At 63.7% G+C, this 26,070-nt stretch carries 23 protein-coding genes, 2 tRNA genes and 3 rRNA genes; 13 read left to right on the plus strand and 15 right to left on the minus strand.

Going from position 1 to position 26,070, the window contains the following annotated elements; genetic code table 11:
* Positions 1 to 73: 73 nt before the first annotated feature.
* The 6 genes from P0M04_RS10440 to P0M04_RS10465 all read left to right on the plus strand — a co-directional run bounded on the left by P0M04_RS10440 (position 74) and on the right by P0M04_RS10465 (position 5,390).
* Positions 74 to 1,234, plus strand: a complete 1,161-nt coding sequence (locus P0M04_RS10440; RefSeq protein ID WP_259452646.1) for a PAS domain-containing sensor histidine kinase — start codon at positions 74 to 76, stop codon at positions 1,232 to 1,234.
* A 147-nt stretch (positions 1,235 to 1,381) separates the two neighbouring features.
* Positions 1,382 to 2,050 (plus strand): hypothetical protein, encoded by a 669-nt coding sequence (locus tag P0M04_RS10445; RefSeq protein ID WP_259452647.1) that lies wholly within the window; start codon positions 1,382 to 1,384, stop codon positions 2,048 to 2,050.
* Positions 2,047 to 3,240: a hypothetical protein gene (locus P0M04_RS10450; RefSeq protein WP_281042399.1), complete on the plus strand. Its 1,194-nt coding sequence runs from the start codon at positions 2,047 to 2,049 to the stop codon at positions 3,238 to 3,240. Before P0M04_RS10445 ends, P0M04_RS10450 begins: the two co-directional genes overlap by 4 nt.
* Positions 3,240 to 4,235 (plus strand): hypothetical protein, encoded by a 996-nt coding sequence (locus tag P0M04_RS10455; protein WP_281042400.1) that lies wholly within the window; start codon positions 3,240 to 3,242, stop codon positions 4,233 to 4,235. Before P0M04_RS10450 ends, P0M04_RS10455 begins: the two co-directional genes overlap by 1 nt.
* A 51-nt stretch (positions 4,236 to 4,286) precedes the next feature.
* Positions 4,287 to 4,844, plus strand: coding sequence for a DUF1439 domain-containing protein (locus P0M04_RS10460; protein ID WP_259452649.1), 558 nt, complete (start codon positions 4,287 to 4,289; stop codon positions 4,842 to 4,844).
* A gap of 399 nt (positions 4,845 to 5,243) precedes the next feature.
* A complete protein-coding gene (locus P0M04_RS10465) occupies positions 5,244 to 5,390 on the plus strand; it encodes a hypothetical protein (protein WP_259452650.1) in 147 nt (48 codons plus the stop codon).
* 19 nt (positions 5,391 to 5,409) lie between these two features.
* On the opposite strand, the gene P0M04_RS10470 is transcribed toward P0M04_RS10465, so the two are convergent.
* A complete protein-coding gene (locus tag P0M04_RS10470; RefSeq protein ID WP_259452651.1) occupies positions 5,410 to 6,021 on the minus strand; it encodes an Hpt domain-containing protein in 612 nt (203 codons plus the stop codon).
* Between the two features lie 3 nt (positions 6,022 to 6,024).
* Positions 6,025 to 6,987: a CAP domain-containing protein gene (locus P0M04_RS10475; RefSeq protein WP_307727362.1), complete on the minus strand. Its 963-nt coding sequence runs from the start codon at positions 6,985 to 6,987 to the stop codon at positions 6,025 to 6,027.
* 144 nt (positions 6,988 to 7,131) lie between these two features.
* On the opposite strand from P0M04_RS10475, the gene pssA reads away from it, so the two are divergent.
* A complete protein-coding gene (gene pssA / locus P0M04_RS10480) occupies positions 7,132 to 7,923 on the plus strand; it encodes a CDP-diacylglycerol--serine O-phosphatidyltransferase (RefSeq protein WP_259452652.1) in 792 nt (263 codons plus the stop codon).
* A 2-nt stretch (positions 7,924 to 7,925) separates the two neighbouring features.
* Here the strand turns inward: pssA and P0M04_RS10485 are convergent, their stop codons facing one another.
* The 11 genes from P0M04_RS10485 to P0M04_RS10535 all read right to left on the minus strand — a co-directional run bounded on the left by P0M04_RS10485 (position 7,926) and on the right by P0M04_RS10535 (position 17,876).
* Entirely contained in the window at positions 7,926 to 8,234 is a 309-nt protein-coding gene (locus P0M04_RS10485; RefSeq protein WP_259452653.1) for a metal-sensitive transcriptional regulator, read from the minus strand.
* Between the two features lie 14 nt (positions 8,235 to 8,248).
* Positions 8,249 to 9,178: an aldo/keto reductase gene (locus tag P0M04_RS10490; RefSeq protein ID WP_259452654.1), complete on the minus strand. Its 930-nt coding sequence runs from the start codon at positions 9,176 to 9,178 to the stop codon at positions 8,249 to 8,251.
* Between the two features lie 171 nt (positions 9,179 to 9,349).
* Positions 9,350 to 10,498: a D-alanyl-D-alanine carboxypeptidase family protein gene (locus tag P0M04_RS10495; RefSeq protein WP_259452655.1), complete on the minus strand. Its 1,149-nt coding sequence runs from the start codon at positions 10,496 to 10,498 to the stop codon at positions 9,350 to 9,352.
* Positions 10,499 to 10,598: 100 nt separating this feature from the next.
* Entirely contained in the window at positions 10,599 to 11,228 is a 630-nt protein-coding gene (locus tag P0M04_RS10500) for an alpha/beta hydrolase (RefSeq protein WP_259452656.1), read from the minus strand.
* A gap of 12 nt (positions 11,229 to 11,240) precedes the next feature.
* Positions 11,241 to 11,567: a (2Fe-2S) ferredoxin domain-containing protein gene (locus tag P0M04_RS10505; RefSeq protein ID WP_105380024.1), complete on the minus strand. Its 327-nt coding sequence runs from the start codon at positions 11,565 to 11,567 to the stop codon at positions 11,241 to 11,243.
* A 55-nt stretch (positions 11,568 to 11,622) separates the two neighbouring features.
* The gene (locus P0M04_RS10510) at positions 11,623 to 12,750 is read right to left on the minus strand and encodes a VanZ family protein (RefSeq protein WP_259452657.1); all 1,128 of its coding nucleotides are present in this window, start codon (positions 12,748 to 12,750) and stop codon (positions 11,623 to 11,625) included.
* Positions 12,747 to 13,352, minus strand: coding sequence for an ABC-type transport auxiliary lipoprotein family protein (locus P0M04_RS10515; protein ID WP_259452658.1), 606 nt, complete (start codon positions 13,350 to 13,352; stop codon positions 12,747 to 12,749). Before P0M04_RS10515 ends, P0M04_RS10510 begins: the two co-directional genes overlap by 4 nt.
* 14 nt (positions 13,353 to 13,366) lie before the next feature.
* Positions 13,367 to 14,314 carry an MlaD family protein gene (locus P0M04_RS10520; protein ID WP_259452659.1) on the minus strand — a complete coding sequence of 316 codons (948 nt, stop codon included), beginning with the start codon at positions 14,312 to 14,314 and terminating at the stop codon, positions 13,367 to 13,369.
* A gap of 1 nt (position 14,315) precedes the next feature.
* The gene (locus P0M04_RS10525) at positions 14,316 to 15,167 is read right to left on the minus strand and encodes an ABC transporter ATP-binding protein (RefSeq protein ID WP_259452660.1); all 852 of its coding nucleotides are present in this window, start codon (positions 15,165 to 15,167) and stop codon (positions 14,316 to 14,318) included.
* The gene (locus tag P0M04_RS10530; RefSeq protein ID WP_259452661.1) at positions 15,167 to 16,294 is read right to left on the minus strand and encodes an MlaE family ABC transporter permease; all 1,128 of its coding nucleotides are present in this window, start codon (positions 16,292 to 16,294) and stop codon (positions 15,167 to 15,169) included. Before P0M04_RS10530 ends, P0M04_RS10525 begins: the two co-directional genes overlap by 1 nt.
* A gap of 100 nt (positions 16,295 to 16,394) precedes the next feature.
* Positions 16,395 to 17,876 carry a B12-binding domain-containing radical SAM protein gene (locus P0M04_RS10535; RefSeq protein WP_259452662.1) on the minus strand — a complete coding sequence of 494 codons (1,482 nt, stop codon included), beginning with the start codon at positions 17,874 to 17,876 and terminating at the stop codon, positions 16,395 to 16,397.
* Positions 17,877 to 18,288: 412 nt separating this feature from the next.
* Here P0M04_RS10535 and P0M04_RS10540 point away from each other — a divergent pair.
* The 5 genes from P0M04_RS10540 (at position 18,289) to rrf (ending at position 23,397) form a co-directional block, all read left to right on the plus strand.
* Positions 18,289 to 19,817 (plus strand): 16S ribosomal RNA (locus P0M04_RS10540).
* Positions 19,818 to 19,897: 80 nt separating this feature from the next.
* Positions 19,898 to 19,974: transfer RNA gene (locus P0M04_RS10545), tRNA-Ile, on the plus strand.
* An 11-nt stretch (positions 19,975 to 19,985) separates the two neighbouring features.
* Positions 19,986 to 20,061 (plus strand) — tRNA-Ala (locus tag P0M04_RS10550).
* 230 nt (positions 20,062 to 20,291) lie between these two features.
* A 23S ribosomal RNA gene (locus P0M04_RS10555) occupies positions 20,292 to 23,167 on the plus strand.
* A 117-nt stretch (positions 23,168 to 23,284) separates the two neighbouring features.
* A 5S ribosomal RNA gene (gene rrf, locus P0M04_RS10560) occupies positions 23,285 to 23,397 on the plus strand.
* The 16S, 23S and 5S rRNA genes sit together here with 2 tRNA genes alongside, the layout of an rRNA operon.
* Before the next feature lie 51 nt (positions 23,398 to 23,448).
* Here the strand turns inward: rrf and P0M04_RS10565 are convergent.
* Complete coding sequence (locus tag P0M04_RS10565; protein ID WP_281042401.1) at positions 23,449 to 24,294, minus strand: aldo/keto reductase family oxidoreductase; 846 nt, start codon at positions 24,292 to 24,294, stop codon at positions 23,449 to 23,451.
* Positions 24,295 to 24,409: 115 nt separating this feature from the next.
* Between P0M04_RS10565 and P0M04_RS10570 the strand changes: the two genes are divergently transcribed.
* Positions 24,410 to 25,309 carry a LysR family transcriptional regulator gene (locus tag P0M04_RS10570; RefSeq protein ID WP_259452976.1) on the plus strand — a complete coding sequence of 300 codons (900 nt, stop codon included), beginning with the start codon at positions 24,410 to 24,412 and terminating at the stop codon, positions 25,307 to 25,309.
* Here P0M04_RS10570 and P0M04_RS10575 read toward each other — a convergent pair.
* Positions 25,303 to 25,779 carry a YbhB/YbcL family Raf kinase inhibitor-like protein gene (locus P0M04_RS10575; RefSeq protein WP_259452975.1) on the minus strand — a complete coding sequence of 159 codons (477 nt, stop codon included), beginning with the start codon at positions 25,777 to 25,779 and terminating at the stop codon, positions 25,303 to 25,305. The genes P0M04_RS10570 and P0M04_RS10575 overlap by 7 nt on opposite strands.
* Positions 25,780 to 26,070: the final 291 nt, after the last annotated feature.

Below are 26,070 nucleotides of genomic sequence, written 5' to 3' on the forward strand. Positions count from 1 at the left end.
CGCCAGCCCGTGTCCTACGCCGGACGGCGGCGGCGCGTCCATAATATGCTCATGCAGTCAACCAAGGGTCACCATGACGTCGATTTCCGCAGGACCACAGTCGGACGCGCTCGGCCCCGCCTGGCCGGCGGCCTATGGCCAGGTGATCGACGGGATCGGTTGCCCGGCCTACTGTTGCTCGCCCGCGGGCGCGGTCGTCCATAGCAACCGCTCTGCGCAGCGCCTGTGGGGTCGCGCCTGCGCGCCGGACGAGACGGGGCAGTGGGATGGCTTCGCGGCCCTGTACCGGCTGGATGGCGTCCCCGTCGAGAAAGCGTCCTCGCCCGCCGCGCTCGCCGCCGGCAGCGGCGCCGCGCCGCCGCCGGCCGAGTTCGTCGCCGAATCGGTCGATGGGCAGAGACGCTGTCTCGTGATCCATGCGTACCCTGTCCTTCAGGGCGACGGCGCGACTGCCGGGGTGCTGTGCTCGCTCACGGACATCAGCGAACGTCGCCGGCTCGACGAGGAAGCCCGGTGCGCGCGCGACAACCGGAACGCGTTCCTGCGTGTGCTGGCCCATGAACTGCGCAACCCGCTCGCGCCGGTCATGATGGCGGCCGCGCTGCTGCGTCACCCGGGTACGTGCGAGACCGTCCAGATGGGCCGCATGATCGAGCGCCAGACGCGCCAGCTTGCGCGCTTCATCGGCGACCTGCTCGACGGCGCGCGCATCGAGCACGCGTTCGACATCGCCGTCGTGATGCGGGCCAGCAGCGTGGGCAACGTGCTCGAACTGGCACGCGACGTGGCCGACGGCATCCTGCATGCGCGCGGCCAGACGCTGCGCGTCGACGCGGGCGTGCCCGACGCTGTCCTGTGGTGCGATCCCGAGCGCGTGGCGCAGGCGCTCGGCAATGTCTTGCTCAACGCAAGCGAATTTTCGGACGACGGCGCCGAGATCGCCCTGGCCGTCGCGATCGACGGCGCGCTGCTGGAGGTGCAGGTGACGGATCGCGGCATTGGCGTCGAGGCGGCCCAGCTGCACGCCATGTTCGAACCGTTCCGCAAGTTCGCCGCGCATCCCGCCCGCATGCCGTCGGGGGCCGGACTCGGGCTGGCCATCGCGCGCAGCGTGTGCCGGGCGCATGGCGGGATGGTGTCCGCCCACAGCGCCGGACCGGGGCAGGGGACGCGCCTGCGCTTCATCCTGCCCGTGGTGGACGATGCCGCGCCAGCCTGGCGAGCGAGGGGATAACCGATCCCTTGCGCGGTGCGGATACGATGGGGGCGCACTGCATCCCCGGCGCCACCCGCCGCCTGTGATTGTGTGCGCAAATTCGGCAGGAAAAACTTGCTAACATGCGGCCGCCGCGCCCTGCTTGCGCACTGCCGAAAGGACCGCTTGCCCCTTCCTTCCCTGCCGCCCGAACCGCCCGCCGGCGCCATCGCCTGGCTGTGGAGAGATGCGCCCGTCCCCGCGTTTTCACGCGAAACGGTCGCCGTGGTCGACCGCCACATCTGGCTCGCCGGCGACAAGGTGCTCGTGCGGCCGGGCGCCCGTCCGCGCCTGCTGCCGCGCGGGACACGCGTGATCCCCGTCGTGCACGTCGAGATCGACCCGCTGCATCCACCGGCGGGTTTGCAGGCCGCGGAACGCACCGTGCTGGCCGCCATGCACAGCGCCGCGCGCGCGTCGACGTCGGGCTGGGTGCAGCTGGACCTGGAGGCGCGGCCGTCGCAGCGCGCCGACTACCGCGACCTCGTGCACCGTATCCGCGCCGCGCTGCCGGGCGACATGCGGCTGAGCGTCACGGCGCTCGGCTGGTGGTGCCGCGCGCCGGCCTGGCTGGACGGGCTGGAGGCGGATGAAGTCGTGCCGATGTTCTTCCGCATGGGACGCGACAACCGGGCGCTGCGCGACATCGTGACGACGCGGCCCGACGTGCTGCACCCGCTGTGCCGCACGGGCAGCGCCGGCTTTTCGCGCCAGGAAGCGTTCCCGCCCGCGGTGGCGGCGCGCTACCGGCGCACGTTCTGGTTCGACGAAAAAGGATGGAGAGATTCCCCATGAAATACCTGCTTGCCTGTGCCGCCCTGGCCGCCGTTGCGGCGAACGCGTTCGCCAGCGGCGACTATGGTCCCAGCTACACGATGTTCAAGGCGTACACGAAGCCGGACATCCCGAACATGCGCTTCCAGGCGGGAGAGCTGGGCGTGCTGCAGCCGGGCATGCGCCGCGTCTACCTGTACACGGCGTGGCGCGCGATCATGCTCGGCGCGCCGGTCGCGCAGAAGCCGGGCACCGCGAAGGGCCTGGACCGCGCCGACGGCAGCGCGTTCGGCTACGGGTGGGATCATGTCGATGGCGAGGACACGTCCGCGGACCTGATCGGACGTGCCGCCAGGGTGTTGAACATCAAGGCCGACGACCCGGCGGCGCGCCTGATCGTGGCCTGTCCGGCGGCCGCCAACGCACATGCGGCCGCGACCCTGCGCCAGCTGGAGGCACGGCCGGATGCGAACCGCGCGCGCGTCGATGCGTGGCTGCGCGCGCAATACCAGGTCGGCGAATCCTGCCAGCGCGCGGAGGATGCGCGTTACGCTTATCGCGCCGAGAAACTGCCCGGGATCGTCGCGCCGCAGCCGCTGCCCGCGACCGAACCGGCGTACTGGCGCCAGTTGCGCGACTACCAGCGCGCCGCGTGGCAGTTCCACGGTGCCCACTATGCCGAGAGCACCGCGCTGTTCGACCAGATCGGCGCGACGGCCGGCCATCCGATGCAGGGTCTCGGCGCGTATCTCGCATTGCGCTCGGAAGTCCGGCGCGCGGTCGCCGCCGTCCCGCAGACGCCGCGCGACGCGCGCGAGCGCCAGGCGCAAGTCCTCGACAAGCGCGGCGCCGCCATCCTGGCCGACGCGTCCCTGCAAACGATGCACGAACCGGCCCGGGCGCTGCTGCGTTCCATGCGTGTGCGGCTGACGCCGGAAAGCCGGCTCGATGAATTGAACCGCTACCTGGACGACCCGGCGCACGACCCGTACGCGCTCGACCGCCTCGGTGACTGGTCCGTCCTGATGGATGACGCCAAGCCGGAGCCCCTGCGCGGCCAGCACGCCTTCATCGACTGGATCGCAACGCTGCAAGACTGCGCCGGCAGCCGCGACGGATCGTGCGCCGTCCCGGCACGCCATGCGCTGGAGCGCTGGCAGCAGGGACGAAGCAGCGCGGGCATACCGACCCGTGGCTGGTCGCTGCGCTGATGCTGTCCGAGACGCTGACGCCCGCGCTGGAACAGGCCGCGCTGGCCGTCGACTCTTCCGATCCGGCGTATTTCACCGTGCGCTACCACCTGGCGAGGCTGTACCGCCTGACGGGCAAGCGCGATGCCGCGCGCGCCGTCGCGGACGCCGCGTTGAAGGGCAAGCTGTCGCCGGGCACGCGCAACCTGTTCCGTGAAGAGCGCTTCGCCGTCGCGACGTCGGTGCGGGATGCCGGCGCCTACCTGCTGCGCGCGAACGTCGACATGGCGAGTCCGGATGCCGCACCGGCCGAGGACATGCTCAACGACGACGCCATCGCATGGTTCAAGCGCGGCCTGGCCGCCGCCGACATGCTCGAGCTGGCGCGCGTGGAGTCGCTGCCGCAGCCGCTGCGTGCGCGCATCGCGGGCGCGGCCTGGATCCGTGCCGCGCTGCTCGACCAGCCGGAGACCGGCCGCGCCGCCGCGGAGCAGCTGGCCAGACTGGTGCCGGCCGTGGCCGAGACGGCGACGCGCTACGCCCGCGCCGCCACGCCCGCGGAGCGCCGTCACGTGGCGCTGGTCGCGTCGGTCGCATTCGGCCTGTCGGCGGACCTCGACATGCAGGCGCAGCCCGTCGCCCGCACCGAAGCCGGCGATGCGACAGCGTCCGCCTGGTGCAGCTTCAAGTCGAACGGCGTCGAGGCGCCGACGAGCTACGTGTGGCGCCTGCCCGCGACGCCGGAACTGGGCGACACGGCGGCGCGGCGCACGGAACTGGGCCGGCTGGAACAGTTGAAGACGGCGACGGGCACATTGGGCGACGACGTGGTGCAATGGGCCGAAACGCATCCGGCCGATCCGGAGCTGCCCTGGCTGCTGCACGTGGTCGTGATGTCGACGCGCGGCGGCTGCCTCGACAAGGATGCGTCGGCCCTGTCGCGCAAGGCGCACGCGCTGCTGCACAAGCGTTGGCCGCGCAGCGAATGGGCGCGCGCAACGCCGTACTTCTATTGATGTGCTAGGCTTCGCCCCATCCATGGACGAACGAGGCAGATGATGACGGCGATGACGAGACGGCAGTTCGGCAAGACGGCGCTGGCGCTGGCGGGCGGCGGTCTGCTGGCATCCTGCGCGACGGTGATCGGACCGCGTCGCGTCGAACTGTCGCAATCCCGCCTGCAGGCCGGCCTGGAGCGCCGCTTCCCGCTGCGCAATCGCATGCTCGAGCTGTTCGACGTGCAATTGACCCGGCCGCGCCTCGCGATCATGCCGGAGACCGACCGCGTGGGCCTGTCGCTGGACGTGTCCGTGTTGCCGCCGTTCCTGCGCCAGTCGTGGAACGGCACGCTGGCCATGTCCGGCCACCTGGTGCTGGACAATGTGCGCAATGCCGTCGTCCTGTCCGCCACGCACGTCGACAGCTTCGACGTCGAAGGCATGGAGGGCGACCGCGCGCGCGACCTGGGCCGCGCCGCCGACCTGCTCGTGAATCAACTGATGCGCGACATGCCGGTCTACACCTTCCGCCCCGAAGACCTGCGCTACGCCGGCGTGCAATTCATTCCTACCCGCCTCGAGACGGCGCCCGGCGCCCTGTTCGTCACGCTGGAACCCGCGCGCTGACGGCATTCGGCGGCCCCGTCGTAAATCTGACACGACGGCCTCGCACGATTGAACGGCCCGGCGCACGCATTGCCGATACTGCTATTATTTCGGGCAGTTGGATGGTCCGGCATCGGCGACGATGACGTCGGGGCACCGTGACTGTTGTTTCTTGAAAACTCGTGGGCAACAGGCGTTGCAGAGGTAGCACAATCGGCGCACACTGGTTTGAAAGACCACGTACCGCAGAAGCGGGCACAAGCGCGCTTGCGCTTTCTCATGCACACGGTGTTCCACTAAAGTAATCTCTGCGTTACTGACGTGCTGCCGGTAAGGGGGGTAACCTTGGAAACGATACAGGAAAGTGTTCCGGACAAGAGCGTGCCTGTCGAGCCGGGTGTTGTGCCAATGAGTGCACCCATGAGTGCGCCGCCGGTGCCCGCCCGCCTGAGCCTGCCGCCCAAGGGCGCTTGCTGGTATTGCGACAAACCGCTCGACAGCGTGCGCCGTTTCTGCGGCAAATCCTGCGCCGATTCGTTCGACGAAGAAGCGGAATACAACCGCTGAACCGCGAGCTGCGTTTCGGTCAGCCCGCCCGTTCGCGCAGCAGCGCCAGGGCGCCGTCGAAGTCGAAGCCTTCGACCAGCTCCGCCACCTGGCGATAATGTTCTTCCCCAAGTTGTACGGCCAGCGCGCCGGCACCTTCGCGCACGAGGTCGACCGCATCGCCATTGCCTTCGTCGAGCAGCGTCATCAGGCGGTCGACGATAGCGTGATCCAGTTCGGCTGGCCGCAGTGCCGGCACCGCGGGGCGTTCCGGCAAGGTGAGCGCCAGTGCGTCCAGTTCGCGCAACACCCGTTCCAGCTCATCCTGCAGGCACGCCAGGCTGCCGTGGATGTCCCCTGCACCGGTGCGCAGCAGCCGTTCCACGACGTCCGCCTGGCGCCGCAGCGGCACCGCCTCGATCATGCCGGCAGCCCCTTTCAGCGTGTGGACGAGGCGCAGCGCCAGCGCGGTGTCGCCCTGGTCGTGCGCGGTGCGGATGCCGGCTGCGGCCAGGCGGTATTCGTTGCGGAAGCGCGCGAGGACGCGTCCGAACAAGGCCCCGTCGCCCATCAGGCGCGCGACGCCGCCCGCGTGGTTCACGGCGGGGGCATCGGGTGCGTCTGGCGGAAAACGGTGGTCGGGACTGTCCATGCTTTATTTCGTCGTGAATGACCAGCTGCGGCTGATCGGGACACCGTCGACGGCACCCGAGAAGCTGACATCATACGTGGTCGCGGATGCCAGCTGGGCCAGCGGTACGATGGCGGCCGCCGACTGCGTGCTCGTGTTCGTGTCCTGGCCCTGGACCAGCATACGCGTCGCCAGGTCCGTGTTCGATCCGCGCGCGCGGATGGTGAAGCTCTGGACCGTCAGCTTGCGCGTGAGGTTCGTGTGCACGCTGACCGGGTAGCCGACGACATCGCGGTCGGGCACCGGATCCGGTTCCTCGTAGTCGCTGTTGAAATTGGGCGTCACCTGGGTCTGGCCATTGAATGGCCACGTCACGATCGTGCCCACGGGGATGCCGGTGCCGTAGCCGTTGTTGGCGACGAAGTCGGCGGTGAAGTAACTGTAATTGGCCGACGTCGTCGCCGCGCCCGCGCCGATTTCCTTGAACACGGGCTCGAAGATCACGAAGCGGTGGTAGATCGCCGTGATGAGTTCTTCGGCCATGTAGAAGCCGGAACCGTTCGACGTTGCCGAAATCACTTCGCCGATCGCATTCGGCTGCCCGAACACGTAGCCGGCGTTCGTCAGGCGATCCTGCAGGCGCGCGCCCGTGTAGCCGGTCTTGCCGGCCGTCTGGTCGTGGGTCACGACATTGTTGATGCGCTGGTAATCGGAATGGCCCTGGGCCGCGGTGTCGATGACGCCGTTGCGCGCCAGCGCCGGCATGCCGATCTGGCTGCGGCGGTAGTTGATCCAGTTCAGGCCGTCCGTGGCGATGTTGTTCGTCGCCGTGGGCGCCGAGGCGTCCTGTCCCGAGAATCCGGTCGAGGGAGTCACGTTCGGGGCGCCGGCACTGCTCCCGCCGCCGCCGCCGCCGCAGGCGACCAGCGCCCACGCCGCAGTGCAGGCGAGGGCGATCTGCCGCACGCGAAGCATATTGTTCATCATATAAAACTCCCGGCGTCCGTCCTGATGGGGTATAGGAGCCTCCATTCTAGGCGAAATCGGTGCCCGGTGACGATCGTAAGGACAATCGCGGCCCCAGCATAAGCCCATGTAAAATAAGCCATTCTTTCGCTTTTAACGAATCCAGTGACTCCGACCCGCCAGCAGCGCCTCGCGCGCGCCAAGTTTGCCCTGCCCAGTTTCGTGACCCTGCTGTCGATCGCCTGCGGTTTCGGCAGCATCGTGATCTCGGTCGACAACGCGCCCGTGGGCGATCCGTCCGACTATCGCCTGGCCGCGATCCTGCTGGTGCTGGCCGGCGTGTTCGACGCCCTCGACGGCTTCGTCGCCCGCGCCACCAACACCCAGTCCGCCTTCGGTGTGCAGCTGGACTCCATCGCCGACGTGATGAATTTCGGCTGCGCCCCCGGCCTGCTGCTGTACTGCTACGGCTTCGCCCAGATGGGGGCCGCACACCCGACCCTCGTGCGCATGGGCGGCCTGGCGTGTTTCGTGTTCGTGGCCTGCGGTGCGCTGCGCCTGGCGCGCTTCAACGTGATGGTCGGGAAGACGGATCCGCGCTACTTCGTCGGCATGCCGATCACGGCCGGCGCAGCCTGCGTCGCCTCGGTGGTGGTCGCGTGGCCGGACCCGGTGGCCGACATGGCCGGCGCCTTCCTCGTCATGCTCCTGATGGTCGCGGTGGGGACGCTGATGGTATCGACGATCCGCTTCCCCAGCTCCAAGCAGCCGAAATCGAAGGCGGCCCTCGTCGCGCTCGTCGTCTGCATCGTGCTGCTGGCGCTCCTGCGCTCGCGCTTCTTCGCGCTGTTCTTCGTGTTTTATATCAGCGCGACGCTGCTGCTGAACATCGCGTGGATGGGCGGGTGGACGAAGATCGCGCCGCCGAAGGTGTACGACGACGAAGCCGTGGATTGAATTTACGCGAACTTGTCGAACATGGCGGCCAGGCGCGCCGCCGCGGCTTTCGCGTCCTCGACGTCGCCCGCATTGCCCGTATGGGTGACGATGCTGGCGGTAAGGAGCTGCACGAACGACCGGTCCAGCGCCTTGCGCGCGGCGGCCATCTGCTGGGCCACGGCGTCGCAGTCGGACGGCGCGTCGGCCAGCGCGATCAGCTTCTGCACGCCGCGCAGCTGGCCTTCCACGCGCGCGAGACGGTTCAGCAGGTCCTTCTTCTGCTGCGCCGTCAGCGCGCGGCCTTCGACGATCTTGAGGGGTTCGCCCATGGTGGCTGAGACGCTTACGCGACCTCGTGGCCGCGCGCGGCGCGCAGGATCGTGAACCAGTCGGCACGCGACAGCTGGAACGTGGTGCCGGCGACGGCGACGGAAATCGCCTCGATGCGGCCGCTGCCCGTCAGCGGGATGGGGCGCGACGGCAGCTGCATGATCCACGCGAACACCACGCTGGCGAACGGCTGGTGCAGGCGGTCGGCGATGTCCTTGATCACGAGGCGCAGGTTTTCCGCGTTCGCGTCGTTCGACGTGAACAGGCGGCCACCGGCCAGCGGCGACCAGATCATCGGCGCGACGCCTTTATCCTGCAGGCCGTCGAAGGTCTCGTCGAACATCGGCGCCACGTGCAGCGGCGAGAATTCCACCTGGTTCGTCGACAGCTCGATGCGGCGGTTCAGCGCCTCGAACTGGTGGCGGCTGAAGTTGGAGACGCCGAAGTGCAGCACCTTGCCGTCCTGCTTCAGGCGCGAAAACGCATCCGCGATCTCGTCGAAGTCCATCAGCGGGTCGGGGCGGTGGATCAGCAGCAGGTCCAGGCGGTCCGTGTGCAGCTGGCGCAGCGATTCCTCGGCGGACGCAATGATGTGCGCGGCGCTCGTGTCGTAGTGCTGGATGGTGTGCTGCGGGCGTTTATTGGACAACAGCTTGATGCCGCACTTGCTGATCAGCTGCATGCGGTCGCGCAGCGACGGCGAAGCGCGGAGGGCTTCGCCGAACAGGCCTTCGACGCCGTAGTTGCCGTAGATGTCCGCATGGTCGAACGACGTGACGCCCAGCGCGATGCACTGCTCGATGAAGGCGATGCGCTGCTCCACCGTCATGTCCCAATCGGCCATGCGCCACATGCCGGCGACGATGCGGGACAGTTCGAGGCCGCCGTTCTTGCGGGTGGCGATGCGCGGGCAGGACAGGTCGCGGGGCAGGGCTGGGGTCATTGCGGTTTTCCAGGTTGATGATCAGGTGATTATAGCGAAAGCAACCCTGTCACTACGGGTATAAAAACGTCGTTCCCGCGGAGGCGGGAACCCAATTGCTGCGTGAACGCATGCAAAGCTTGGGTTCCCGCCTGCGCGGGAACGACGGTGTTTTTTACGAGCGGGTTGTGATTACTTCATCCACAATCGCATCGAGTCCCACGCCCGGCCAAAGATCGACGCCTCCTGCACCTCTTCCAGCGCCACCACCGGCAGCGCCAGCAGCGGCTTGCCGTCGACGTTCATCTTCAGCGTGCCGACGCGGCTGTTCAGGGCCAGCGGCGCGACCAGCGGATCCTTGCGTTCCAGGACCGGCTTCATCTTCTGCGCGACACCCTTCGGCACGGTCACCCATACGTCGTTCGGGAAGCCGATCTTCACGTTCGACTTGGAACCCTTCCAGATTTCCGGGGTCAGGATCGCCTGGCCCTTCGCATACAGCTTGACGGTGTCGAAGTTCTGGAAGCCCCAGTTCAAGAGCTTCTGGCTTTCCGCCGTGCGGTTGCCGTCCGACGTGGCGCCCGACAGCACCGAGATCAGGCGGCGCTCGCCGGCCGGGCCGTTCGGACGGTGGGCCGACGCGATCATCGAGAAGCCCGACGCGTCCGTGTGGCCCGTCTTCATGCCGTCCACGGTCGGGTCCAGCCACAGCAGGCGGTTGCGGTTCTGCTGCTTGATGCGGTTGTACGTGAATTCCTTGACCGAGTCGATCTTGTAGAACTCGGGGAAATCCTTGATGACGCGCGATGCCAGGATCGACAGGTCGCGCGCGGTCGAGTAGTTGTCCGGCGACGGCAGGCCGTGCGGGTTGGCGAACCTGGTGTTCTTCATGCCCATGCGCTCGGCGTCGCGGTTCATCAGGGTGACGAACGTCGCTTCGTCGCCGGCGACGGCTTCGGCCAGCGCCACGGCCGCGTCATTGCCCGACTGGACCATCAGGCCGTACAGCAGGTCGTTGATCTTGACCGGGGTGGCGGGGTCGATGAACATCTTCGAGCTGCTGCCGTCGACCTTCCACGCGCGGACCGACACGTTGACCATCTGGTCCAGCGTGATCTTCTTGTCGCGCAGGGCTTCGAACACGACGTAGGCCGTCATGACCTTGGTGAGCGAGGCCGGCTCGATGCGGGTATCCGGATCCTGCGAAGCGATGATCTGGCCGCTGGTGGCGTCCAGCAGCAGCCACGAACGGGCGGCGATTTGCGGGGCCGGCACCTGCTGCGCTTGGGCGGCCGACATCAAAAGGGCACTGGCGGCGAGAGCCGCGATTAACTTTTTCATGGAAGACAATTCAGAGGTGAACAGTAGACGATGCTGCGATGGCAATGCCCGTAAGCATTGCCTTGAAAGAAGATCGCATCATTATAGGCCAGCGTTCGCCTCAAATGTCACGTCGCCACAATTGCGCGACAAGATTTTTAATGTGGACGAGCTTGCGGTGGAAGAAGTGGTCGGCGCCGGGAATCACCGTCACGGGGATGTCGAGCGGGCGCGCCCAGTCGAACACGTGCGCGAGCGGTATCGTATCGTCAAGTTCGCCGTGGATCAGGATCGTGTCGGCCGGGACCTCCGGCATCGGCCACTTGCCGGCGGCCGTGCCGACCAGCGCCAGGCGCTCGGCCGGGCGGCCTTGCTGGATCAGGCGTTGCTGCAACTGCGCCTGCACGAAGGTGCCGAACGAGAAGCCGGACAGCGCGTACGGCAGGCCCGGATATCGTTCGATCATGTGGTCGAGCATGATTTCCATGTCGTCCACTTCGCCGCGGCCTTCGTCATGCACGCCTTCCGACTCGCCCACGCCGCGGAAGTTGAAGCGCGCCGTCACGTAGCCGAGGCCGACGAACGCGCGGGCCAGCGTCTGTGCGACTTTATTGTCCATCGTGCCGCCGTACAGCGGGTGCGGGTGTGCCACCAATGCGATGCCGACGGGCGTGCCTTCCGGTTCGTCCAGCAGGCATTCCATCTTGCCGGCGCGGCCGGTCAGGTAAAACTTGTGCGAATTCTTGTTCATTGCGTACTTCGGTCAGATCTTCAGGCGCTCGACCACTTCGCCCTTGACGAGGTGGCGGTCGATGATTTCGTCGATGTCGGAGTTGTCCACGTAGGTGTACCAGGTGCCCTGCGGGTAGATGACCACGACGGGGCCTTCCTCGCAGCGGTCCAGGCAACCGGCCTTGTTGATGCGCACCTGGCCAGGGCCATTCAGGCCAAGTTCCTTGACGCGCTTCTTGGCGTGCTGCTGCGCCGCTTCCGCGCCGCTCTTGCCGCAGCTGGGGCGGCAGTCCTTGCCTTCGCGCTCGTTCAGGCAGAAGAACACGTGATGTTGATAAAAGGGTTTGTCGTCGTTCATGTCGGTTCCGGATTCGGGCTATCCTTCATATGATACGCCGATAACAGGGCTAAATTCATTGTCGATTCAGCCGGTGCGACGGCAGCAGCAGGAACCACAGGGCGATGACGGGCCAGGCCATGTCGAGGAACTGGGCGGCCCCGTTGAAATTCAGGAATTTACCCTGCTGCCAGGCCTGCAACGTGGAGACGAAATACGGGTTGGCGGGAATCGTATTGACGACGATGAGCGACAGCACGAGCGTCACGACGGCCAGCCGCCGCTGGGCGACCTGGGGTGCGAAGGCGAGGCCGGCCAGCATGATCAGCCCGATCAGGAAACCGCCTTCGGCGCCCGGCGTGACCCACACGAACGCATTGTCCGGCGCGAAGAACAGGGAACTGGCGAGCGTTTTGACGACGATGCCGACGCCGATCAGCGCCAGCATCAGCGACAGCCGGGGCGCGCCGCGGCGCGTGAGGCACAGCAGGGTGAGGGCGGCGCCCGTCATGCCGCACGCCGTGATGATGGTCTCGGACAGCCAGTACTGCTCCACGCTCATCGGCACGTCGCCGCGCAGCATGGTCACGAGGTCGATGTCCGTGTCGAGCCAGTCGGACAGCCATTCCGACACCAGCGGCAGGATCTGGCCGTTGCCGAACAGGTAATTCTGCGGATAGACCTGGGCCAGGGGCCACAGCGCGACGAGCACGAGGCCCTGGCTCGCATGCGCCGCGAACCAGCGCTGCCGCAGCAGATATAAACGGCTGCGGTCGAGCAGCATCGGGGCGAACCACGCGCCGATCACCGCCCCCGCCAGGCAGCCGCCCGCGTTGGTCAGCAGGTCGAGGCTCGACGGCACGCGGCTGGGCAGGTAGTTCTGCACGACCTCCATCGTGCCCGAGACGAGCAGGCCGACGACGGCCGCGATGGCGACTGCCCACAGGCCGCGCACGCGCGGATGCAGGGCCAGCACGATCAGGGTCCCGAACGGCATGTAGCCGACGATGTTGACCATCACGTCGAAGCCGGTCCACCAGCGCGGCATCTGCAGGACGAGGAAGGCGAACGGCGACAGCCCGCTGCTGCGCCAGCCGGAAAACGGGAACCAGCTGGCGTAGACGATCAGCAGCAGATAGGCCAGCAGCGCCGCACGCGCCACCGGCGAGGCGCGCGGGCCGGCCGCGTCTTCCGTCTCGGTCATCGTCGGTTGAGATTCAATGTGCCCAGCCATGCCACGATGTCGGCCGCGACGGCGTCGGTGCTGGCCGCGAGGGCGCGCGCGCCGCCGGTCGCATCGGCGCTGGGCGCGGCGACGGCCTGGCGGAAGCTCTTCTGGTCGACGAGCGTATGGCCCTGGAACACGGAGGCGCGCACGGCAACGACGCCGGTGCTCTGGCTCACGCCGCCGAAGTCCTGGATGAATTCATCGACGTCGATGCGCAGCAGCGGGATGCCGCTGGCCGCATCCGTTTCCGACAGCACGCGCGCGCCCGCCTGCGCGAGCCGCGTCTTGAAGCGCTGCGTCAGTAATTGCAACGGATTCGCCGTCCAGCGGCTGTTTGCATAGGTGCGGGCCTGCAGCGCGTCGGCATAACTGAGGCGGTAGAACATGCGCTCGTTGTCCAGGGCACTCGAGCCGGTGACGTCGGTGACGACGACCGCACCGAGCGTGCCCTGCGCCTGCGTTTGCGCGGACGTGGCCGGGCCGAAGTCGAATTGCGTGGTCGGCTGGCCCTTTTGCGAGGCGCAGGCGGACAAGGTCAGGGCCAGGGCGGCAGCGAGAATAGTGCGGATCGGATGCATGGTCGCCGGGTTCCTCATTTGGTCGGGGGGACGAAGCCGGGTTCGCCCGGGCCGGGTTCGGCGGACGGCGCGCCGAACAGGATGCTTTGCGGGCGGTCGCCCAGGTTCGTCACGGTACGGCGTACGGCGCGCAGCGACGTCTTCGCCTCGTCGGCCATGTCGACGACGTGCGGCAGCGTTTGCAGCTCGAGGTCGGACGTGACGCCGCCCAGCGAATCGATGGCCGCGCCGGCGCGTTCGACCGGGCCGCCCGGCGCCTGCAGGCTCGTCGCGAGGCGGTCGTAGTTGTTCGCGGCGGCGGTGACGCTGCTGGACAGCCCTTGTACGGAGCCCATCGTGCGGTCCAGCTTGTCCGCCAGCGCGGGCAGGCGGGCCAGCGTCGGCTGCAACTGGCCCGGGATTTCGGCATACGCGGCGGCGGCCTTGTTGATGCTGTCGAAGGCGCCCGTGAGCTTGTCCTGGTTTTCCTTACTCAGCACGTTGTTCAGGCTGTCCGTGATGCGCTCCGTCTTTTCCAGGATCGCGAGGCCGCGCTTTTCCAGCTGGTCGAGCAGGCCGGGACGCAGCGGGATGCGCGCCACGTGGTTCTTGTCGCTCTGCAGCAGCGGGGAGCCGGTGCGGTCGTCGTCCAGCTGGATGAAGGCGATGCCGGTCACGCCCTGGTAGCCGAGCGAGGCGAACGTCGTCTGCGTGACGGGCGCGCCTTCCTCGATCGAGAGCTTGATGAGGATCTGGCCCGTCACGCGCGGGTCGAACACGATGTCGTCCACGCGCCCGACTTCCAGGCCGCGGTAGCGCACCGTGGCCTGCGGGTTCAGGCCGGGGATGGTCTGCGTGGTGACGATCTCGTACGGATGCATCGTCGTGCGGTCGCGGTTCAGCCACAGGCCGATCAGGATGGCCGCGACGAGCAGCGCGACCGTGAAGAAGCCCGTCATGAGGGCATACGATCTGTTTTCCATGTCAGTCTTCCGACTCCTTTCTTGCGATGCGCTCTTCCAGCACTTCCAGCGCCCGCTGGCCGCGCGGCCCCAGGAAAAAGTGTTTGATGAAGGGGTGCTGCACGCGCAGCACGTCGCACGACGGTCCCACCGCGATCACGTGCTTCTCCGCCAGCACGGCGATGCGCGAGGACAGCGCGAACAGCGTGTCCAGGTCGTGCGTGACCATCACGACGGTCAGTTTCAGTTCGCTGTGCAGGGTCTGGATCAGCGCCACGAACGAATCCGACAGGTCCGGGTCGAGGCCCGCCGTCGGCTCGTCGAGGAACAGCAGCTGCGGCTCGAGCGCGAGCGCACGTGCGAGGGCCGCGCGCTTGATCATCCCGCCCGACAGGTCGGACGGCATCTTGTTCGCGTCGCCCGGACCGAGGCCGACCATGTCCATCTTGAGCAGCACGGCGGCGCGCACGACGTCCTCGGGCAGCGCGCGCAGTTCGCGCAGCGGCAGGGCGATGTTGTCGAACACGGTCAGCGCCGAATACAGTGCGCCCTGCTGGAACAGCATGCCCCAGTGGTTGCGCATGCGCTGCAGCTGCTCCGGGCTGGCGCTGCTGACGTCTTCGCCGAACACCCTGACGCACCCGCTGGACGGCCGCTCCAGGCCGAGCATCTGGCGCAGCAGGACAGTCTTGCCGGTGCCGGAGCCGCCCACGATGGACAGGATCTCGCCCGAATAGATGTCGAGATTCAGGTCCTGGTGGACGACGGTGCGGCCGAAGCGCGTCCACAGGTCGCGGATCTGGACGACCGGCGGCCCGACGTCTTCCTCGGGTTTGCGGTTCAGCTGCTGTGGCGGGCGCTGGGGTTTCTCCATCAGAAGCCCACTCCCGAGAAGACGATCGCGAACACGGCGTCGGCCAGGATCACGACGGTGATCGCGGTGACGACCGACGTCGTCGTGCCGCGGCCCAGGCTTTCCGTGTTCGGCTTGATGCGCAGGCCGAAGTGGCAGGACACGAGCGCGATCAGCATCCCGAATGCGACGCCCTTCCCGAGGCCGATGGTGTAGTTCACGATCGGCACGGCGGACGGCAGCTTCTGGATGAAGTAGCGCATCGTCAGGTTCAGTTCGATCTTCGCGGAGACCATGCCGCCGATCAGGGCCATCGCATCCGTCCACACGACGAGCAGCGGCATCGCCAGCGCGAGCGCGACCACCTTGGGCATGATGAGCCGGTAGCCGTGCGAGATGCCCATCACGAGCATCGCGTCGAGTTCCTCCGTCACGCGCATCACGCCCAGCTGCGCCGTGATCGACGACCCGGAGCGGCCCGCGACGAGGATCGCCGCGAGCAGCGGGCCCAGTTCGCGGATGATGCTCATGCCGAGGATGTTGACGAGGTAGATGTCGCCGCCGAACGTGCGCAGCTGCTGCGCCGACAGGTACGACAGCACGACGCCGATCAGGAAGCCCACGAGTGCCGTGATGCCGAGCGCCTGGAAGCCGGAGTGGTAGATGTTGGCCGAGATTTCGCGCCACGGCCCGGACAGCGGATGGCGGATGAAGCGGCCGATGTCCTGCACCACCTGGCCGATCAGGGTGATCCCGCCGCGCAGGTGTTCGAAGAAAGAGAGCACGCCGCCGCCCAGCGTGATCACCCATTGCAGGTGGCTCTTGCGGGTGCGCGGCAGCTCGATCTGGCCGGATTTTTCGATGCGCTCGAAGAGTTCTTCCTGCTTCGGGTCGAGCTTCAGCTGCTCGGGGCGGCGCTTGCCCCAGGAACTCCAGAACAGCTGGGCGCCGATGTGATCGAGGCTGGCGATCTCGGACAGGTCCCAGGTGACCGGCTTGCCCGCCAGGGCTTTCAGCGTCTTTTCGATGTCCTTGAATCCGCGCCGGGAAAACGCGTGGACCTGCCATACGCCGCGCGCCACCACGGATTGCCCCGCGCCGGCGTCTGGATGCTCGATGGTTAATGTTGGCGCATTTTCAATCCGCATTGCGGCAGTGTAAAAGAGATTCGCGACTGCCGCCACCAGCGCTACGTTACCGTGATCGGATAGCGTTCGGTGGCGCACATTGCCGTCGAACTTTCTATATTTACGCTGCCAGATGGCGGACCTGGCGCTCGGGAGCGGCGTGCGTCGTCTTCTCCGCCGGTTTGTGGGCGCTGCCGGCGTAATCGCTGGCGAGGAGGGCGGCGGCGTCCGCCGCCGGCATGCCCTGGCGCTGCAGCCAGGCCTGCACCAGCTTCGCCAGGCGGTCAAGCGCGATACGGTGGGTGGCGTCGAGCTGGGTATAGATCCAGTCCGAGAACGCCATGAAGTTGGCGAACGGGCTGTCGCCCAGCAGCACCTTGATTGTGTGGGCGAAGCGGCCGGAGTTCGCGACCAGGTCCCAGTAGCGGGCAAAGCGCACTAGGCGCTGCATGGTGGCGAAGTCGATGCGGTCGGTCGCCAGCACGGCGTACGGCGGGTACGGCTCGTACACCATCTTGTACGGTTCCGTGTGCCGGATGATGGGCGTGCCGCGCAGGCGCTTGAGGATGCCGAACTGGATCTCGTGCGGACCGAGGGCGACTAGCTGGTCGAAACCGCGCGCGAACGACTCGACGTCTTCGCCCGGCAGGCCGGCGATCAGGTCCACGTGCAGGTGAGCGTGGGACTGCGTCGTCAGCCAGCGGATGTTGTCCGCGGCCTTGGCATTGTCCTGGCGCCGGCTGACGAGCGTCTGCACTTCCGGGTTGAAGCTCTGGATGCCGATCTCGAACTGCAGGGCGCCGGGCGGGAATTGCGCGATCGTCGCCTTCAGCGCTTCCGGCAGGTGGTCCGGGACCAGTTCGAAGTGTGCGTAGACCGGATCGTCCGGGGTGGCCGCGATCTTATCGAGGAAGAACTGCATGATGCGCTGGCTCGTCTTGACGTTCAGGTTGAACGTGCGGTCGACGAATTTGAATAATCGTGCGCCGCGCTGGTACAGCGTCTCCATCTCCGCGAGGAAGGTGTCGATACCGAACGGCCAGGCCGTCTTGTCCAGCGACGACAGGCAGAACTCGCACTTGAACGGGCAGCCGCGCGACGCTTCCACGTAGAGGGTGCGGTGGGCGATGTCCTCGTCCGTATATAGCGTGTACGGCAGGGTGATGTCCGCCATCGGGGGCTGGACGCCCGCATGGATCTTCATGATCGGCTTGGGACCATTGAGGATGTCGCCGCACAGCTTGGGGAAGGTGATGTCGCCCCAGCCGGTGACGACGTAGTCGGCCAGGCGGGCGATCTCCTGTTCGTTCGTCTCGTACGAGACTTCCGGCCCGCCCAGCACGACCGTCACCTCGGGCGCGACGCGCTTGAGCATCGCGACGACCTTCGTCGTCTCCTCGACGTTCCATATATAGATGCCGAAGCCGACGATGCGCGGCTTTTTCGCCAGCAGCCGTTCCACGACCTCCACGGTCTTGGCGCCGATGACGAATTCCATCAGGCTCGTCTGTTCCTGCAGCGCGCCCATATTGGCCAGCAGGTAGCGCAGCCCGAGCGAAGCGTGGGCGTAGCGGGCGTTGAGGGTGGAGAGCAGGATGGTCATGGCGGTGCGGGGTGGACGGCAAAGGGTGCATTGTAGCGGGACTTGCGGTCTGTATGCGACGCTGGTATCATTCGGTCCCTCGTCGCAAACGACAGGCCTTCAAACGGTTCTGAGCGCTTCGATGGGAATAAAAAGAAGTTGACGAACATCGCGAAACACTGCATAATCTCGCTTCTCTGCTGCTGACGAACAAAACGATTCGCAAACGCAGCAAGGCAGTACCGAATACAGTTCTTTAACAATAAACAGTCGATAAGTGTGGGCGTTTGATGAAGTGCCAGCAGTCGCGTAAGCGGCTGCTGAATGCTTAAATTATCAAATGTTCACACAAAAGAAATACGTTGCTCAGCAATGAGTAACGGTCAGTATTTTGAGTGAGCGACATGCTGCGAAAGCAGCAAAAACAGGAATTAAACTGAAGAGTTTGATCCTGGCTCAGATTGAACGCTGGCGGCATGCTTTACACATGCAAGTCGAACGGCAGCGCGGGGCAACCTGGCGGCGAGTGGCGAACGGGTGAGTAATATATCGGAACGTACCCAAGAGTGGGGGATAACGTAGCGAAAGTTACGCTAATACCGCATACGATCTATGGATGAAAGTGGGGGATCGCAAGACCTCATGCTCCTGGAGCGGCCGATATCTGATTAGCTAGTTGGTGAGGTAAAGGCTCACCAAGGCGACGATCAGTAGCTGGTCTGAGAGGACGACCAGCCACACTGGGACTGAGACACGGCCCAGACTCCTACGGGAGGCAGCAGTGGGGAATTTTGGACAATGGGCGCAAGCCTGATCCAGCAATGCCGCGTGAGTGAAGAAGGCCTTCGGGTTGTAAAGCTCTTTTGTCAGGGAAGAAACGGTCTCAGCTAATATCTGGGGCTAATGACGGTACCTGAAGAATAAGCACCGGCTAACTACGTGCCAGCAGCCGCGGTAATACGTAGGGTGCAAGCGTTAATCGGAATTACTGGGCGTAAAGCGTGCGCAGGCGGTTTTGTAAGTCTGTCGTGAAAGCCCCGGGCTTAACCTGGGAATTGCGATGGAGACTGCAAGGCTTGAATCTGGCAGAGGGGGGTAGAATTCCACGTGTAGCAGTGAAATGCGTAGAGATGTGGAGGAACACCGATGGCGAAGGCAGCCCCCTGGGTCAAGATTGACGCTCATGCACGAAAGCGTGGGGAGCAAACAGGATTAGATACCCTGGTAGTCCACGCCCTAAACGATGTCTACTAGTTGTCGGGTCTTAATTGACTTGGTAACGCAGCTAACGCGTGAAGTAGACCGCCTGGGGAGTACGGTCGCAAGATTAAAACTCAAAGGAATTGACGGGGACCCGCACAAGCGGTGGATGATGTGGATTAATTCGATGCAACGCGAAAAACCTTACCTACCCTTGACATGTCAGGAACCTCCGAGAGATTGGAGGGTGCCCGAAAGGGAGCCTGAACACAGGTGCTGCATGGCTGTCGTCAGCTCGTGTCGTGAGATGTTGGGTTAAGTCCCGCAACGAGCGCAACCCTTGTCATTAGTTGCTACGCAAGAGCACTCTAATGAGACTGCCGGTGACAAACCGGAGGAAGGTGGGGATGACGTCAAGTCCTCATGGCCCTTATGGGTAGGGCTTCACACGTCATACAATGGTACATACAGAGGGCCGCCAACCCGCGAGGGGGAGCTAATCCCAGAAAGTGTATCGTAGTCCGGATCGCAGTCTGCAACTCGACTGCGTGAAGTTGGAATCGCTAGTAATCGCGGATCAGCATGCCGCGGTGAATACGTTCCCGGGTCTTGTACACACCGCCCGTCACACCATGGGAGCGGGTTTTACCAGAAGTAGGTAGCTTAACCGCAAGGAGGGCGCTTACCACGGTAGGATTCGTGACTGGGGTGAAGTCGTAACAAGGTAGCCGTATCGGAAGGTGCGGCTGGATCACCTCCTTTCTAGAGTGGCACGGGAGCTTACGCTCCATCATCAAGCGCCTACGCTTATCGGCTGTTGCAAAGTTAAACGAGAACAGTTCGGGTCTGTAGCTCAGTCGGTTAGAGCACCGTGTTGATAACGCGGGGGTCGTTGGTTCGAATCCAACCAGACCCACCAGTTACCAAAATGGGGGATTAGCTCAGCTGGGAGAGCACCTGCTTTGCAAGCAGGGGGTCGTCGGTTCGATCCCGTCATCCTCCACCATTCGACTGTTTATCACTATATTTATCAAAGCCCAGCGACGCTGAGTTTCGATAAGTGTAGTTCTCGTTCTTTAACAATCTGGAAGAAGTAAAGTTTTCTTTAAGCGTGTAGCTGGTCTAACGATCAGATGCACACTTAGGGTAGTAATCTGTATGTATCAACAAACAAAGTAAGCTGAATCCTTGTCGATATGACGTTCCCTGATACTCATGCAGGGGCCAACGTTATAGGGACAAGTGAATAAGTGCACATGGTGGATGCCTTGGCGATTACAGGCGATGAAGGACGTAGTAGCTTGCGATAAGCTGCGGGGAGTGAGCAAACACACTTTGATCCGCAGATTTCCGAATGGGGAAACCCGGCCTTTTAGGTCATTGCATACTGAATACATAGGTATGCAAAGCGAACGCGGCGAACTGAAACATCTAAGTAGCTGCAGGAAAAGAAATCAACCGAGATTCCCAAAGTAGTGGCGAGCGAAATGGGATGAGCCTTGTACGTGATAGTCGGACTGATAGTGGAATCCTTTGGAAACAGGAGCCATAGCGGGTGATAGCCCCGTACACGAAATCAGACCGGTGGTACTAAGCGTACGACAAGTAGGGCGGGACACGAGAAATCCTGTCTGAATATGGGGGGACCATCCTCCAAGGCTAAATACTCGTAATCGACCGATAGTGAACCAGTACCGTGAGGGAAAGGCGAAAAGAACCCCGGGAGGGGAGTGAAATAGATCCTGAAACCGTGTGCATACAAACAGTCGGAGCCCCTTCGTGGGGTGACGGCGTACCTTTTGTATAATGGGTCAGCGACTTACATTCAGTGGCGAGGTTAACCGAATAGGGGAGCCGTAGAGAAATCGAGTCCGAACAGGGCGACAGTCGCTGGGTGTAGACCCGAAACCAGGTGATCTACCCATGGCCAGGATGAAGGTGCGGTAACACGCCCTGGAGGTCCGAACCCACTAATGTTGAAAAATTAGGGGATGAGCTGTGGGTAGGGGTGAAAGGCTAAACAAACCTGGAAATAGCTGGTTCTCTCCGAAAACTATTTAGGTAGTGCCTCAAGTATCACCATCGGGGGTAGAGCACTGTTATGGCTAGGGGTCATTGCGACTTACCAAACCATTGCAAACTCCGAATACCGATGAGTGCGAGCTTGGGAGACAGACGTCGGGTGCTAACGTCCGGCGTCAAGAGGGAAACAACCCAGACCGCCAGCTAAGGTCCCAAAGATTGGCTAAGTGGAAAACGAAGTGGGAAGGCTAAAACAGTCAGGATGTTGGCTTAGAAGCAGCCATCATTTAAAGAAAGCGTAATAGCTCACTGATCGAGTCGTCCTGCGCGGAAGATGTAACGGGGCTAAGCCAGTCACCGAAGCTGCGGATATGTGCTTGCACATATGGTAGGAGAGCGTTCCGTAAGCCTGAGAAGGTGTCTTGTAAAGGATGCTGGAGGTATCGGAAGTGCGAATGCTGACATGAGTAGCGATAAAGAGGGTGAAAAGCCCTCTCGCCGAAAGCCCAAGGTTTCCTGTTCAACGTTCATCGGAGCAGGGTGAGTCGGCCCCTAAGGCGAGGCAGAGATGCGTAGCTGATGGGAAGCAGGTTAATATTCCTGCACCGTCGTATGATGCGATGGGGGGACGGATCGCGGAAGGTTGTCCAGCTGTTGGAATAGCTGGTTTTTGACTCATAGAAGGCGCTTAGGCAAATCCGGGCGCGTAATTCAAGGGGTCGAGACGTGTGCCCTTGTGGCACGAAGCAATCGGAAGTGGTTCCAAGAAAAGCCTCTAAGCTTCAGTCATACGAGACCGTACCGCAAACCGACACAGGTGGGCGAGATGAGTATTCTAAGGCGCTTGAGAGAACTCGGGAGAAGGAACTCGGCAAATTGGTACCGTAACTTCGGGATAAGGTACGCCCCGGTAGCTTGACTGCTTTACTGCAGAAGGGTGAAAGGGTTGCAATAAACTGGTGGCTGCGACTGTTTAATAAAAACACAGCACTCTGCAAACACGAAAGTGGACGTATAGGGTGTGACGCCTGCCCGGTGCTGGAAGATTAAATGATGGGGTGCAAGCTCTTGATTGAAGTCCCAGTAAACGGCGGCCGTAACTATAACGGTCCTAAGGTAGCGAAATTCCTTGTCGGGTAAGTTCCGACCTGCACGAATGGCGTAACGATGGCCACACTGTCTCCTCCCGAGACTCAGCGAAGTTGAAATGTTTGTGATGATGCAATCTACCCGCGGCTAGACGGAAAGACCCCATGAACCTTTACTGTAGCTTTGCATTGGACTTTGAACCAATCTGTGTAGGATAGGTGGGAGGCTTTGAAGCGGGGACGCCAGTTCTCGTGGAGCCAACCTTGAAATACCACCCTGGTTCGTTTGAGGTTCTAACCTTGGCCCGTGATCCGGGTCGGGGACAGTGCATGGTAGGCAGTTTGACTGGGGCGGTCTCCTCCTAAAGTGTAACGGAGGAGTTCGAAGGTACGCTAGGTACGGTCGGACATCGTGCTAATAGTGCAATGGCATAAGCGTGCTTAACTGCGAGACCGACAAGTCGAGCAGGTACGAAAGTAGGACATAGTGATCCGGTGGTTCTGTATGGAAGGGCCATCGCTCAACGGATAAAAGGTACTCTGGGGATAACAGGCTGATTCCTCCCAAGAGTTCATATCGACGGGGGAGTTTGGCACCTCGATGTCGGCTCATCACATCCTGGGGCTGTAGCCGGTCCCAAGGGTATGGCTGTTCGCCATTTAAAGTGGTACGTGAGCTGGGTTTAAAACGTCGTGAGACAGTTTGGTCCCTATCTGCCGTGGGCGTTGGAAATTTGAAGGGGGCTGCTCCTAGTACGAGAGGACCGGAGTGGACGAACCTCTGGTGTACCGGTTGTCACGCCAGTGGCATTGCCGGGTAGCTAAGTTCGGAAGAGATAACCGCTGAAAGCATCTAAGCGGGAAACTCGCCTTGAGATGAGATTTCCCGGAGCCTTGAGCTCCTTGAAGGGTCGTTCGAGACCAGGACGTTGATAGGTCAGGTGTGGAAGTGCAGTAATGCATTAAGCTAACTGATACTAATTGCCCGTACGGCTTGTCCCTATAACCTTGGCAGTCATGCCAACGCAAGGGTTCAGCTGTTTGTTGAGACAACAGATTAAAACTACTTCTTCCAGATTCAGGGTAGCGTCCACATAGACGATACCCGTACAAGTTATGCCTGATGACCATAGCAAGTCTGTACCACCCCTTCCCATCCCGAACAGGACCGTGAAAAGACTCTGCGCCGATGATAGTGCTGCAACCAGTGTGAAAGTAGGTTATCGTCAGGCTAGTTATTAAGAAAAGCCCGCTCAGTATGCACTGAGCGGGCTTTTTGCTTTCTAGATCCGATCGAGCTTCGCCAGCACATCCGAAGACAACACGAGATCTGCCGCCTTCAGGTTCTCGCGCAGGTGCGCACTCGACGATGTGCCTGGAATCAGCAGGATGTTCGGCGACCGCTGCAACAGCCACGCGATCGCCACCTGCATCGGCGTGGCACCGAGCTCCGCCGCGACGGCCGACAACGCATCCGACTGCAGCGGCGAAAAGCCACCGAGCGGGAAGAACGGCACATATGGAATACCGTCGCGCGCCAGGGCATCGATCATCGCGTCATCATTCCGGTGCACGAGGTTGTACATGTTCTGCACGCACGCGATGGGCACGATGCGCCGCGCGTCCTCGACCTGTTTCATCGTCACATTGCTCAGGCCGACGTGCTTGATGAGACCTTCCTCGCGCAGTTCCGCCAGTGTCGTCACCTGTTCTTCGAGCGATCCTTCCGCCGGACCATGGACGTCCAACATGCTGCGGAAATTGACCACCTCCAGCACGTCTAGGCCGAGATTGCGCAGGTTGTCGTGCACGGCTTGGCGCAGTTCCTTGGGCGACGTGGCCGGCAGCCACGCACCTTGGGCGTCGCGTCGCGCGCTGACCTTCGTGACGATGACGAGGTCGTCCGGATACGGATGCAACGCTTCCCGGATCAGCTGATTGGTAATGTGCGGCCCATAGAAATCCGACGTATCGATGTGGTTGACGCCGAGCGCCACCGCGTCGCGCAGCACGGCGAGCGCGCCTTCCCGATCCCGCGGCGGCCCGAAGACGCCGGGCCCCGCCAGTTGCATGGCGCCATAGCCGAGGCGCCGGACGGTGCGGTCGCCGAGTTGGTAGGTGGTGGACATCAAATTCTCCTTTAATGAACAGTGAACAGTGCATCCACGATAAAGCCACACCGATCTCAGGACAATCCGGCATAATCCGCATGGGCTGTACGTCAAAACGGACAATGAAAAACACATGAAAGTCGATCTCGGCGACCTGTCCGCCTTCGTCGCCGTCGCGCGCGCCGGCGGCTTCCGCGATGCGGCGCGGGCGACGAGCGGCAGCGCATCCGGCCTCAGCGATGCGGTGCGGCGTCTCGAAGCGAAGCTCGGCGTGCGCCTGCTCAACCGCACCACGCGCAGCGTCGTTCCGACGGAAGCGGGCCGCAGCCTGCTCGCGCGCCTGGATCCCGTGCTCAACGAAGTCGAAAGCGCACTTGACGTCGTGAATGGTTTTCGCGACACGCCCACCGGCACCCTCAAGCTCAATGTACCGATGAGTGCCGCGCGGCTCGTGCTCCCGTCTATCGTGCCGCGCTTCCTCGCCGCGTATCCCGAGATCCGCCTGGAAGTGATCGCGGACGAAAGCTTCGTCGACGTGCTCGCGGCCGGTTGCGATGCGGGCATCCGCTACGAGGAAAAGCTCGAGCAGGACATGATCGCCGTACCGATCGGCCCACCGGTCCAGCGCATGGCCGCGGCGGCGGCACCGGACTATCTCGACCGGCGCGGCCGCCCACAGCATCCGCGCGACCTGCTGGACCACGCCTGCATGCGCGCCCGCTTCGCCAGCGGCGCGGTCATCCGCTGGACGTTCGAGCGCGACGGCGAGACAGTGACGATCGATCCGGCCGGACAATTGCTTGTCCAGGTGGGCGGCGCCCTCGACCTGAAGATAGCCGCGGCCGTTGCCGGCACGGGGATCGTCTACCTGTTCGAGGACTGGCTGCGCCCGTATATCGAGCGGGGCCAGCTCGAGCCCGTGCTGGAACCGTGGTGGCCGTCCTTTTCCGGTCCGTATCTCTACTATCCGGGCCGCAGGCTCGTCCCCGCGCCGCTCCGCGCCTTCGTCGATTTCATTCGCGCGGATCAGTGACCGCGCTGATACGTGCCGATCAGTTCCGCCTGCGCCTTCACATGTCCCTGCATCGCCTGTTCCAGCTGGGGCTTGGTCGGGTGGCGCAGGTCGGGCAACACGGTGTCGAGCGCATACAGTTTATGTATGTAGCGATGCCGTCCGATGGGTGGGCACGGCCCGCCGTAGCGCGTGTTCTTGAAATCGTTCAGGCCGGTTTGCGTGCCGCGCGGCAGTTCCGCTTCGCGTATCCCGGCGGGAAGGTGGTTCGCTTGCGGCGGCAGGTTGTAGAGGACCCAGTGCACCCAGGTCATTTTCGGCGCCGCGGGATCGGGCGCGTCCGGGTCGTCGATGATGAGGACGAGGCTGCGGGTATCGGGTGGGGCGCCGGACCACGACAGTGCGGGCGACGTGTTCGCGCCGTCGCACGTGTGGATGGCGGGGATGGGGCCGCCGGGCGTGAAGTCGGCCGAGGTCAGTGTCAGGCTCATGCTTGCCTCCGTGGAATCAAAGCGCTTCAGGCTTCGACATCGGCAAACGCCCACGGTTGCACCGCTTCCAGCCGTCACAGCGGGCGCGCGATCGTCGCGTCGCCGCTGCATGAACGGCTGGGCAAACACTCGCCACCGTCTGTGCTCCCCCCGATATCGGAACTTGAAGGTAGGCCAGTGTCGCCCAGTTCGTAAAATCCTTGTCCACGATGCCGTGGACACAGGAGCATTATCCGGGTGCAAGCGCCCACATCTGTTCGGCGCCTCACACAACACGGCCGCGGCAATGAT

Origin of the sequence: Telluria mixta (assembly GCF_029223865.1) — a bacterium.
In the GTDB taxonomy this organism is placed as follows: Bacteria; Pseudomonadota; Gammaproteobacteria; order Burkholderiales; family Burkholderiaceae_D; genus Telluria; species Telluria mixta.